The organism is Gemmobacter caeruleus (assembly GCF_008271655.1).
In the GTDB taxonomy this organism is placed as follows: domain Bacteria; phylum Pseudomonadota; class Alphaproteobacteria; order Rhodobacterales; family Rhodobacteraceae; genus Gemmobacter; species Gemmobacter caeruleus.
In genome coordinates this window covers 226,975-237,772 of sequence record NZ_VKKX01000011.1, presented here as the reverse complement: position 1 = coordinate 237,772, position 10,798 = coordinate 226,975, and the positions used below count along the sequence as shown (strand labels likewise).

Genomic DNA, 10,798 nt, shown 5'->3' with positions numbered 1-10,798 from the left:
CCTAGCCCCGCTTTTCAAAGTCGATGCGCGGATCGACAAAGACATACATCAGATCCGACAGGATGCCGACCAGCAGCCCCAGCAGCGAAAAGGCGTAAAGCGTGCCGAACAGCACCGGATAGTTGCGCTTCACCGCCGCCTCGAACCCCAGCCGCCCCAGCCCGTCGAGCGAGAAGATGGTTTCGATGATCATCGACCCGCCAAAGAACACCGCGACGAACAGCGCCGGGAACCCCGCGATCACGATCAGCATCGCATTGCGGAAGACATGGCCATACAGAACCCGCGCCTCCGACAGGCCCTTGGCGCGGGCGGTCATCACATATTGTTTGCGGATCTCGTCGAGAAAGCTGTTCTTGGTCAGCAGCGTCATGGTGGCAAAGCTGGAAATGGTGGAGGCGGTGATCGGCAGCACCATATGCCACAGATAATCGGTGATCTTGCCCCAGAGGCTCAGGCTTTCCCAATTGTCCGACACCAGCCCGCGCAGCGGAAACCACTGGAAATAGGTGCCGCCGGCAAAGACCACCATCAGCAGCACCGCGAACAGGAAACCCGGGATCGCATAACCCACGATGATCACGCCCGAGGTCCAGGTATCAAAGGCCGACCCGTCCCGCACCGCCTTGCGGATACCCAGCGGGATGGAGATCAGATAGGCGATCAGCGTGGACCACAGCCCGAGCGAGATCGAGACCGGCATCTTTTCCACCACCAGTTCGATCACGCCCTTGGAATGGAAATAGCTCTGCCCGAAGTCAAAGCGCAGGTAATTGCCCATCATGATCCAGAACCGTTCCGCCGCGCCGATCTTTTCCTTGGCGCACTCGGGCGATTTCAGGTTGGGTGTGCCGGTAAAGCCTTCGGCGCAGGTGATGCGGGCAAAGCCGAACTGCACCTCCAACTGGTCGATGAATTCGGGCGGCAGGCCCCGCGCGCCGATATAATCGGCATTGCCGGCGCCCTGATCCTCGATCCCCGCATCATTGCCGCCAGAGACGGACTGAAACGCATCCTTGTTGCCGTCAAGCTGGGCCAGAACCTGTTCGATCGGCCCGCCGGGCACGAATTGCGTCAGCCCGAAATTGATCAGCATGATGCCGAACAGGGTCGGGATGATCAGTGCCAACCTGCGTAGTATATAGGCGCCCATCGGCTGCGTTCCGCCTGTCTTGTTCTGCCCGGCCGGGATTTATCGGATCGCGCCTGCGGCCTTCAGCTGCGCGGCCTTTTCGGCGTCATACCACCAGAAATCCATCTCGCCCAGCCCATAGGGCGGCAGGGATTCGGGGTGGCCGAACATGTCGTAATAGGCGACGGTAAAGGTGTTCTTGTACCATTGCGGCACCCAGAACCGTTCCGCCCGCAGCACGCGGTCCAGCGCCATGGTGGCATGGGTCAGCTCGTCGCGGGTCTTGGCGGCGATCACGACATCGACCAGCCGGTCCACCGCCGGGCTTTTCAGCCCCATCAGGTTGAAGGCCGATTGATCGGCCGTCGCACCGCCGTAATACTGCTTGAGTTCGGAGCCCGAGAAATAACCCGACCGCGCGCTGCCGGAGATCACGTCGAAATCATATTGCGGCGGGCGGGTGCGGTTCTCGAACTGGGCGGGATCGACCTTCACATTCGTCGCATCAATGCCCAGCGCGCGCAGGTTTTCGACAAAGGGATTGATGATCCGATCGAAAGACGGATCGTCATTGAGGATCTCCAGCGTCAGCACCTCGCCCTTGGCGTTGCGGCGCAGCCCGTCATTGCCGACCTCCCATCCCGCCTCGTCCAGCAGGGCCGAGGCCCGGCGCAGATTGCCGCGATCCAGCTGGCGCGTGCCCGAAACCGGCGCCATGACCGCCTCATCCGTCAGGATGGCCGCGGGCAGCAGCCCCTCATCCACCAAGGGCTTGAGCAGCGCGGTTTCCTCTGGCCCCGGCACGCCCTGCGCCTGAAGCCAGCTGTTTTCCCAGACCGAGTTGATGCGGCTGTAAAGGCTGTAGAACAGCGTCTCGTTCGACCATTCGAAATTGAACATCAGCCCGACCGCCTCGCGCAGGCGGGGATCCTGGAATTTGGCGCGGCGCAGGTTCATTAGGAAGGCCTGACCATTGGCCTTGGCGCCGCTGGGCAGTTCGACCTTGACCGCATGGCCCTTGGTGATCGCCGGAAAGTCGTATCCGGTGGCCCATTGCTTTGACGAATTCTCGGTGCGGAAGGTGTAGACGCCCGATTTGAACGCCTCGAAGGCCGCCGAACTGTCAGCGAAATATTCGATGCGCAGATGATCGAAATTGTTGCGGCCCACATTGATAGGCAGGCTGGCGCCCCAGTAATCAGGGTTGCGCTTGTAGACCAGCGTGCGCCCGACCTCCATCCGGTCGAACATATAGGGGCCGGTGCCGATGAACGGCGTCAGGGTGGCTTCCTCAAGATCCAGCTTGTCACGCTCGAACTGCGCTTTCGACAGGATCGGCAGCCCGCCGACATCCTGGATCAGGTCACGCTTGGGGAAATCGGCCTTGAAGGTGAACTTCACCTGATGCGGCCCCAGAATCTCGGCCTTTTCGACCTGCTGGGCCAGCACGGTGCGGAAATCCGACAGGCCCTTGGCGAGGAAGGTTTCATAGGAAAACAGCACATCCTCGGCCGTCATCGGCGTCCCGTCCGAGAATGTCACCTCGGGGCGCAGGTTGAAGATCGCCCAGCTGCGATCCTCGGGGTATTCGATGCTTTCGCAAAGCAGGCAATAGGCCGCGCCGATCTCGTCCGAGGTGCCGGTCAGGATCGGCTCCAGCATGACGGTGGAAAGCGCGCCGGCCAGCCCCTTGACGGTAAAGGGGTTCATGCTGTCGAACCCGCCCATCGTCCACTCGCTGATCTCGCCGCCCTTGGGCGCGTCGGGGTTCACATAATCCAGATGCGCAAAATCGGGCCCGTATTTCAGATCGCCAAAGGTCGAGATGCCATGCGCGGTGATCGTCGCGCCCTCGGCCCGGGCCATCGTCGCCGCGCCTGCCAGCACCAGAAGCCCCAGCCCGAGGCCGATCGCCAGCCCCCAGGCGGGGCGCGGCAGCGCGCGGGCGACGGGCAGGGCGGATGGGCGGGCGGGTCGGCGGGCGGTCTGGTGCAAGGGGCACTCCTGTCTGGGGCGGCGCGGCCGTTCTTGATGCGGCAGCCTGCCGGTCAGACTAGCGGAAAATCCCGCCCCCTCAAGGCGCGATTCCGTGAAAGCCCGTGAAAAGCAAAGGCCGCCCACGGGGGGCGGCCCATCTTCGGCGATCTGCCGATACTCAGTTCAGCGTGGCCAGCCAGGCGATCAGGTTGGCGCGATCCTCGACCTTGGGCAGACCCGCGAAGGACATCTTGTTGCCCGGGGCAAAGCCCTTGGGGTTTTCCAGCCAATGCGACAGCTCTTCCGGGCTCCAGGGTTTGCCGGCATGGGCCTTCATCGCATCCGAATAGCCAAAGCCCGCGACGCCGGCGATTTCGCGGCCGACAACGCCGTTCAGATGCGGGCCGGTGCCGTCAGCGCCGTCAACCTTGTGGCAGGCCTTGCACTTGGCAAAGACCTTTTCACCCTTGGCCGGATCGGCCGCGGCATAGACCTCCTCGAACGAGGGGCCTTCCGCAGCAGCCGCTTCGCCGCCGCCTGCCGCTTCGACGGGAATCGTGTAGGCTTGGGCTTCCTCACCCTCGCCATGGCCGCCGGCCGACATGGTATAGAGGCCATCGCCCGCCCAGCTGAACAGCAGGAACACGAGCAGCGACCCGCAGACCGCGCCCAGACCTTTGGTGATTGTCATCGTGTCGAACATGTCGCGTCCCGTCTTTGGCATGAAGCTGAGGGGCTTCTATCCGCTTCCTCCCCCGCTTTTCAAGGTGTAGTAGCGCGGCGATGAATGCAAATGCGGCGATTTGACCGTGGAGTGTGACAAGATGGCAGGACGGATCGCGTTTCAGGGGGAACTTGGGGCCTATTCGCATCAGGCCTGCGCCCAGGCGCGGCCCGATTTCACCCCGGTGCCCTGCACCACCTTTGAAGACGTGGTTGAGATGACCCGGTCGGGCGAGGTCGATCTGGGGATGCTCGCGGTCGAGAATTCCACCTATGGCCGCGTGGCCGATGTGCACAGCCTGCTGCCCAAGGCCGGGCTGCATATCGTGGACGAGGCCTTTGTGCGGGTGCATGTCAACCTGCTGGGCGTGCCGGGCGCCCGGCTCGACCAGGTGCGCGAGGCGCATGGCCATGTGGTGATCCTGCCGCAATGCGCGCTGTTCCTGCGCGAACATGGCATCAAGGGCGTGGTCAGCAGCGACAATGCCCGCGCCGCGCGCGAGACCGCCGAGGCCGCCAACCCCGCCCGGGCCGCCTTGGCCAGCGAACTGGCGGCCGAGATCTACGGGCTCGACGTGCTGGCGCGCCATATCGAGGATCAGGCCAACAACACCACGCGCTTTCTGGTGATGAGCCGCAGCCCCGATCACAGCCGCCGCGCCGATCAGATGATCACCACCTTCACCTTCCGGGTGCGCAACATCCCCGCCGCGCTCTACAAGGCGCTTGGCGGTTTCGCGACCAATGGCGTGAACATGACCAAGCTGGAAAGCTACATGGTCGGCGGCAGCTTCACCGCGACCGAGTTCTATGCCGATATCGAGGGCCACCCCGACGATGCGCATGTCGCCCGCGCGCTGGAGGAGCTGGGCTATTTCACCACGCAGCTCAATATCCTCGGCGTCTATCCGGCGGATCGTCAGCGCGACTGAAGGTCGCAGGGGCAAGGGCGGCGTTCGTCAGCGGGGCGTAAGGTTGGCGCGCCACAAGGGCGCCGCCTGCCGAACCGCCCAAAGGACCGATCATGACCGCCAGCTACGAATCCGCCCATGAAGCCCCGCATTTCATCAACCGCGCCGGATGGTTGCGCGCGGCGGTGCTGGGGGCCAATGACGGTATCGTCTCGGTCGCTTCGCTGATCGTGGGGGTGGCGGCGGCCGATCCCTCGCCGGCGGCGGTGCTGATCGCCGGCACGGCCGGACTGGCTGCCGGGGCCATGTCGATGGCGGCGGGGGAATATGTCTCGGTCAGTTCGCAGGCCGATGTGGAACGCGCCGATATCGCCCGCGAAAGCCACGCCCTGCGCACCATGCCCGAAGAAGAGGAACGCGAACTGGCCTCGATCTTCGAGGGGCGCGGCCTCAGCCCCGCCACCGCCGCGCTGGTCGCGCGCGAATTGACCGAAAAGGATGCCCTGACCGCCCATGTGCGCGAGGAACTGGGGCTGAGCGAGGTGCATGCCGCCAACCCGCTTCAGGCGGCGCTGGCCTCGGGGCTGACCTTTTCGGTGGCGGCGGCTCTGCCCCTGCTGGCGGCGCTGCTGGCGCCCGAGGGGCAGATCATTCCGGTCGTGGTCGCGGCGACGCTGCTTTGCCTTGCCGCCCTCGGGGCGCTTGGCGCCCAGGCAGGCGGGGCGCCCAAGGGCCGCGCCACGTTGCGGGTGCTGTTCTGGGGGGTCATGGCCATGGCGATCACCGCCGGGGTGGGCCATTTCTTCGGCGTCAGCGTCTGACCGCCGCCGCCCGGCCGTTCAGCGCGCCTTGGCGACCGAGAGGCGATAGCGTTCCTCGATCTCGTTGCACAGGGCGCCGACGCGGGCCTCGTATTTGCGGTCGAGCTTGCCGCGCGCAAGCTTCATGGATTGCAGGAAGACCCGCGCCGCCAGGGTGCGGGGCTTGATCTCGGTGCCCAACGTGACCCGGGTGCGCCGGGCCGAAAGCTCCACGAAATCCACCTGCACCGTCACGTCGGCCATGCTGCCAAAGCCCTGAAATGTCAGGCTGTTGGGCCTGTCCACCGCCGCCAGCTTGACCGAGGCGCGCCGCATCTTGCCGCGAAAGGTAAAGCCCAGGTTCCAGGCCATGCCGGGGCCAAAGCCCTGCACACGGTCGGTCCGCGTCACCTCGGCCCCGCGCCGCATCGCCGCGCGTTCCCAACCTTCGGTATCGGCAAACGTGTCGAACACAAAGGCCAGCGGTGCCTCGATATCTTCGCGGGTGCTGAGTTTCATGCGCCTGTTCCTGTGCAGTCTGACGCGACTGTTTTCCCCTCAATCCCCGCGATCCGCAAGCCAGTTCAGGATCAGATAATGGGCAATTGCCCCTTTTCGCGCCATGCTGAGATCCGGCCGTTCGCCCGCCACGACCGCCAGCACCTCCTCGCGGGTGAGCCACATCGCGTGGTCCAGCTCCGCCGGGTCATGGGTGATCGTCTCGGTTTCGGCCTCGGCCACACAGCCGATCATCAGCGAGGCGGGAAAGGGCCAGGGCTGGCTGGCGACCGGGCGCACGGCGCCGATGCGGATGCCGGCCTCCTCCATCACCTCGCGGCGGACCGCCGTCTCGATCGTCTCGCCGGGTTCGACAAAACCCGCCAGACAGGAATACATCCCCTCGGGCCAGCCGGGCGACCGGCCCAGCAGCACGCGGTTGCCGCGCGTCACCAGCATGATGACCACCGGATCGGTGCGCGGGAAATGCTGCGCCCCGCAGGCCGGGCAATTGCGCTGCCAGCCCGCCATGGCCAGATCCGAGGCCGCGCCGCAGGTGGCGCAGAAACCGTGGCTGCGATGCCAGTGCAGGATCGCCCGCGCCGTGGCGGCAAGGCTGGCCTCATCGGGCGCAAGCCGGGTCATCACCGCGCGCAATTCGTGAAAACCGGCCTCGGGCGGCAAGGCCGGATGGGTCTGGACGCTGGCATCCAGAAAGCCCTGTTGCACCGCCTCGGCCCCGGCTTCGGGTGTCCAGTCGGAAATGTCTTGCGTGAACCAGCCGGTTTCGCCGCTCAGCCCCAGAAAGACCGGCGCCCGGCCATGGGCCAGCACCGGATGGCCCTGCGGCAGCCAGCCCAAACCACCCGACGCCGACAAGAGCGGCTTGCCCCGCCACATCGGCAGGATGCGCCCTGTTTCCAGCAACCGCGCCAGCGCCGCCGCATCGCCGCGCAGATGCGCCGCGCGATCCGGTCCCGGCGCGGTGAAAGTCATCGTTGCGTCCATCCGGCATATCCCCCTCGCAGGCTGCACAGCCTCTATAGGCCCGCGCGGGACGGCTCGCAATTCTCCGCGTTGGCACCATAAAAACAACCACAGGAAGATTATTCGCGCGCATGTGATTGACTTTGCGCGCATTACCGCGCCTTATTGACGGGTCCGCGCGTTGTAAAAGCCCGGGTCGATGCGATCACAGACGTTTCCCGTGCCGTTATGTGCCCCGCCGCCCAGAGGTTCCCTTGCTACAGTCCCGCCCCGCACCCGCGCCCCCCGTCACAGATACCACCGCACGGCTGCGCGTGCTGGCCACCACCGACATCCATGTTCACCTGCTCAGCTATGATTATTACGCCGATGGCCCCGACGATCATGTGGGTCTTGCCCGCACCGCCAGCCTGATCGCCGAGGCGCGGCGGGAATGCCCCAATTGCCTGCTTCTGGACAATGGCGACTTTCTTCAGGGCAATCCGATGGGCGATCATTCGGTGCGCGCGCTGGAACGCGGGGCGGCCTGTCCGATCCATCCGGCGCTGCGGGCGATGAACCGGCTGCGCTATGACGCGGCCACGCTGGGCAATCACGAATTCAACTATGGCCTGCCCGTGCTGGAGGCGCTGCTGCCCGGCGCGGGCTTTCCCATCGTGTCGGCCAATGTGGCGCGGCGGCTGGGGGCGCAGCCGCTGCTCGATACGCCCTTTCTGCCGCCCTATGCGCTGCTTGACCGGCTGATGACCACCGACGAAGGCGCGCTGCTGCCGCTGCGCATCGGCATCATCGGCTTTGCCCCGCCGCAGATCGTGCAATGGGATCGCGCGCTGCTGGAAGGGGTGCTGCACAGCCGCGGCATCGTCGAGACGGCGCAGGCCTGGGTGCCGCGCCTGCGCGCCGCCGGGGCCGAAATCGTGATCGCCCTTTCGCATTCCGGCATCGGCACGGTCGAGGAAGGGCCCTGGGCAGAAAATGCCAGTTCGGCCCTGTCGCTGGTGCCGGGAATCGACGCGATCGTGGCCGGGCACAGCCATCTGCTGTTCCCCTCGCATGTCTTCGCCGAAACCGAGGGCGCCGACATCGCGCAAGGAAAGCTGCACGGCAAGGCCGCGGTCATGGCAGGGTTTCACGGCTCACACCTGGGGGTGATCGACCTGCAATTGCGCCATGCCACCGGGGCATGGCAGGTCACCGGCAGCCAGGGCAGCCTGCGTGCCATCACCCCGCAAACCCCGCCCGCGCCCGAGATCCTGGCCGAGGTGCGCCCGGATCACGAGGCGACGGTGGCCTTTGCCCGCCGCCCGGTCGGGCAAAGCCTGATCCGCCTGCACAGCCATTTCGCCACCATCGCCCCCTGTTCCGCCCTGGGTCTGGTGGCCGAGGCGCAAGCCAATTTCGTCGCGCGCGAACTGGCGGGCCGCCCCGAGGGCGCGCTGCCCATCCTGTCGGCCGTGTCGCCCTTCAAGGCGGGCGGGCGCAGCGGGCCGGGGCATTACATCGACATTCCGCCGGGCGAACTGGCCATGCGCCATATCTCGGATCTCTATATCTTTCCCAACACCATCGCGGCGCTGCGCCTGACCGGCGCCGAACTGGCCGACTGGCTGGAACTCTCGATGGGGCTTTACCGACAGATCCGGCCGGGCAGTCGCGACGGGTTCCTGATCGACGACGATTTCCCCTGCTACAACCATGACCGCATCATCGGGCTGAAGGTGGAGATCGACCTCTCCTCTCCCGCCCGCTATGATCGCCACGGCGTGCTGCGCAACCCCGCGGCGCAGCGCGTGCGGGCGCTGCACTGGAACGGGCATCCCGTCGATCCGGCGGCGGAATTCGTGCTGGTGACCAACAGCTATCGCGCGGCCGGCAGCGGCGGCTATCACCACGCCCGGCCCGAGCGGCTGATCGACGTGGGGCGCCAGCCCGTCCGCGACATCCTGCTGCGCCATGTGCCGGCAGCCTCGCCCATCCGCTCCTACGCCGATGACAGCTATCGCTTCATGCGCATGCCGGGCACGACCGTCCTGTTCGACAGCGCCCCGCTTGCGCCTGAAACCTGCGCCAAGATCGCGCATCTGCGCCCCGAACTGCTTGGCCCCACACCCGAGGGCTTTGCCCGCTTCCGTCTGCATCTTTGATCCGCTAACAGGGACGCGGACAGCAACGGGGGCCCGCATGTTCGACGCCGTGATCTTCGATCTGGATGGCACATTGCTTGATACCGAGGCGGTGGCGCTGCGCCTTGGCCATGACTGCCTGCGCGAGATGGGCCAGACCCCCGACATGGCGGTGTTTCACGCGATGATCGGCAAGGATGCCCCGACCAGCGACCTGATCCTGCAAGCCGCCTATCCGACGCTCGACATCGCCGCCTTTTCGACGCTCTGGCGCGGCGGGTTCGAGGCCGCACTGGAACACGACCTGCCGCTGAAGCCCGGCGCGCATGACATTCTGTCGGCCATCGCGCTACCCAAGGCGATCTGCACCTCGTCGCGGCGCGACAGCGCGCTGCGCAAGCTCGATCTGGCGGGGCTGGCCGGGCATTTCACCGCCGTCGTGTCGCTTGACGACGTAAGCCGCGCGAAACCCCATCCCGAACCCTATCTGACCGCCGCCGCATGGCTGGGCGTCAACCCGGACCGCTGTCTGGTGTTCGAAGACAGCGAGACCGGCGCCGCCTCGGCCCGGCAGGCGGGCTGCACCGTGGTTCAGGTGCCCGACATGCTGCCCGCGACGGGCGATCACGCCCATCACGTCGCCGCCACGCTGCTGGAGGGCGCACGCCGCGCCGGGGTGCTGGCATGATCCCGCTGCGGTCACGCTGGCCCCGCCGCATCGCCATCGGGCTGGCGGTGCTGGCCTGTCTTGCGGTGGTGTTTTCCACCTGGTTCAGCCACCGCCTGATGAGCGAGGTTCTCTCTGGCCGCGCCTTTGCCGAACCCGAGGCCGGCATCACCGATCCGATGATCCTTGGCTATCGCGGCACCCCGGAACAGGCGCTTGGCCTCCCGTTCGAGGAGATCAGCCTTGACACCCCGCTGGGCCGCGCCCCGGCGTGGCTGGTGCCCGGCGCCCCCGGCGCGCGCATGGGCGCGATCATCGTGCATGGCATCGGCGGCGCGCGCGAGGATGGCTATCCCTATCTGCCGGCGCTGCATGCGGCGGGCCTGCCCGTGCTGATGATGACCTATCGCAACGATGCCGGCGCGCCAAAGGCGCCCGAGGGACTGCGCCTGTTCGGCCTGACCGAATGGGAGGATCTGGAGACCGCGATGGCCACCATGCAGGCGCGCGGTATTGACCGGGTCGTGCTGGTCGGCGCCTCGATGGGCGGGGCGATCGTGGGGCAATTCCTGGGCCGGTCCAGCCGGGCCGATCGTGTGGCCGGGCTGATCCTCGACGCGCCGGCGCTGGATTTCCCGGCGGTGCTGCGCCATGTCACCGACCGCCTCGGCCTGCCGCTGCGCAGCATCGGCGCGCGGCTGGCCCTGCCCGCCTTCGCCCTGACCCATGGCGAGAACATGGGACAGGCCACGGTGATTCCCGTGATCGCGGCGTTCAAGGGGCCGGTGCTGCTGTTCCATGGCCGCGCCGACCGCATCGTGCCCGCCACGACCAGCCTTGCCCTGCTGGACCAGCGCAATGGCGGCACCACCCTGTTGATGACCGAGGGCGACCATCTGCAAAGCCACCGCGCCGAGCCGCGGCGCTTTGCCAGCCTGATGCGCGATTTCCTGGCCGATCTGGCGCCATGACCGGATCGG

General features: G+C 66.3%; 10 protein-coding genes. 5 read left to right on the top strand and 5 right to left on the bottom strand.

Annotated elements, in window-relative coordinates; all coding sequences use genetic code 11:
* Position 1: 1 nt before the first annotated feature.
* The 3 genes from FOA17_RS03515 to FOA17_RS03505 all read right to left on the bottom strand — a co-directional run bounded on the left by FOA17_RS03515 (position 2) and on the right by FOA17_RS03505 (position 3,812).
* On the bottom strand, positions 2 to 1,153 hold the full coding sequence (locus tag FOA17_RS03515) for a microcin C ABC transporter permease YejB (RefSeq protein WP_149140100.1): 1,152 nt from the start codon (positions 1,151 to 1,153) through the stop codon (positions 2 to 4).
* A 39-nt stretch (positions 1,154 to 1,192) separates the two neighbouring features.
* Positions 1,193 to 3,127 carry an extracellular solute-binding protein gene (locus FOA17_RS03510; protein WP_420841678.1) on the bottom strand — a complete coding sequence of 645 codons (1,935 nt, stop codon included), beginning with the start codon at positions 3,125 to 3,127 and terminating at the stop codon, positions 1,193 to 1,195.
* 160 nt (positions 3,128 to 3,287) lie between these two features.
* On the bottom strand, positions 3,288 to 3,812 hold the full coding sequence (locus FOA17_RS03505; protein WP_149140621.1) for a c-type cytochrome: 525 nt from the start codon (positions 3,810 to 3,812) through the stop codon (positions 3,288 to 3,290).
* Between the two features lie 121 nt (positions 3,813 to 3,933).
* Between FOA17_RS03505 and FOA17_RS03500 the strand changes: the two genes are divergently transcribed.
* Both FOA17_RS03500 and FOA17_RS03495 read left to right on the top strand, forming a co-directional pair.
* On the top strand, positions 3,934 to 4,764 hold the full coding sequence (locus FOA17_RS03500; protein WP_149140099.1) for a prephenate dehydratase: 831 nt from the start codon (positions 3,934 to 3,936) through the stop codon (positions 4,762 to 4,764).
* A 92-nt stretch (positions 4,765 to 4,856) separates the two neighbouring features.
* Positions 4,857 to 5,564: a VIT1/CCC1 transporter family protein gene (locus FOA17_RS03495; protein ID WP_149140098.1), complete on the top strand. Its 708-nt coding sequence runs from the start codon at positions 4,857 to 4,859 to the stop codon at positions 5,562 to 5,564.
* Positions 5,565 to 5,582: 18 nt separating this feature from the next.
* Here the strand turns inward: FOA17_RS03495 and FOA17_RS03490 are convergent, their stop codons facing one another.
* Together FOA17_RS03490 and nudC are read right to left on the bottom strand one after the other, a co-directional pair.
* Positions 5,583 to 6,062: an SRPBCC family protein gene (locus FOA17_RS03490; RefSeq protein WP_149140097.1), complete on the bottom strand. Its 480-nt coding sequence runs from the start codon at positions 6,060 to 6,062 to the stop codon at positions 5,583 to 5,585.
* 39 nt (positions 6,063 to 6,101) lie between these two features.
* Positions 6,102 to 7,037, bottom strand: a complete 936-nt coding sequence (gene nudC / locus FOA17_RS03485) for an NAD(+) diphosphatase (RefSeq protein ID WP_149140620.1) — start codon at positions 7,035 to 7,037, stop codon at positions 6,102 to 6,104.
* A 245-nt stretch (positions 7,038 to 7,282) separates the two neighbouring features.
* On the opposite strand from nudC, the gene FOA17_RS03480 reads away from it, so the two are divergent.
* The 3 genes from FOA17_RS03480 to FOA17_RS03470 are packed head-to-tail and all read left to right on the top strand — an operon-like array spanning position 7,283 to position 10,789.
* Positions 7,283 to 9,172 carry a bifunctional 2',3'-cyclic-nucleotide 2'-phosphodiesterase/3'-nucleotidase gene (locus tag FOA17_RS03480; protein ID WP_149140096.1) on the top strand — a complete coding sequence of 630 codons (1,890 nt, stop codon included), beginning with the start codon at positions 7,283 to 7,285 and terminating at the stop codon, positions 9,170 to 9,172.
* A gap of 37 nt (positions 9,173 to 9,209) precedes the next feature.
* Entirely contained in the window at positions 9,210 to 9,839 is a 630-nt protein-coding gene (locus tag FOA17_RS03475; protein WP_149140095.1) for an HAD family hydrolase, read from the top strand.
* Positions 9,836 to 10,789, top strand: coding sequence for an alpha/beta hydrolase family protein (locus tag FOA17_RS03470; protein WP_162528159.1), 954 nt, complete (start codon positions 9,836 to 9,838; stop codon positions 10,787 to 10,789). Before FOA17_RS03475 ends, FOA17_RS03470 begins: the two co-directional genes overlap by 4 nt.
* The last annotated feature ends 9 nt before the right edge of the window (positions 10,790 to 10,798 follow it).

Excerpts from the sequence above, each read along its gene's own strand:
- FOA17_RS03500 (WP_149140099.1), top strand. The coding sequence starts at position 3,934 with ATGGCAGGACGGATCGCGTTTCAGGGGGAACTTGGGGCCTATTCGCAT.
- FOA17_RS03470 (WP_162528159.1), top strand. The coding sequence starts at position 9,836 with ATGATCCCGCTGCGGTCACGCTGGCCCCGCCGCATCGCCATCGGGCTG.
- FOA17_RS03490 (WP_149140097.1), bottom strand. The coding sequence starts at position 6,062 with ATGAAACTCAGCACCCGCGAAGATATCGAGGCACCGCTGGCCTTTGTG.
- FOA17_RS03505 (WP_149140621.1), bottom strand. The coding sequence starts at position 3,812 with ATGTTCGACACGATGACAATCACCAAAGGTCTGGGCGCGGTCTGCGGG.
- FOA17_RS03515 (WP_149140100.1), bottom strand. The coding sequence starts at position 1,153 with ATGGGCGCCTATATACTACGCAGGTTGGCACTGATCATCCCGACCCTG.
- nudC (WP_149140620.1), bottom strand. The coding sequence starts at position 7,037 with ATGACTTTCACCGCGCCGGGACCGGATCGCGCGGCGCATCTGCGCGGC.
- FOA17_RS03475 (WP_149140095.1), top strand. The coding sequence starts at position 9,210 with ATGTTCGACGCCGTGATCTTCGATCTGGATGGCACATTGCTTGATACC.
- FOA17_RS03495 (WP_149140098.1), top strand. The coding sequence starts at position 4,857 with ATGACCGCCAGCTACGAATCCGCCCATGAAGCCCCGCATTTCATCAAC.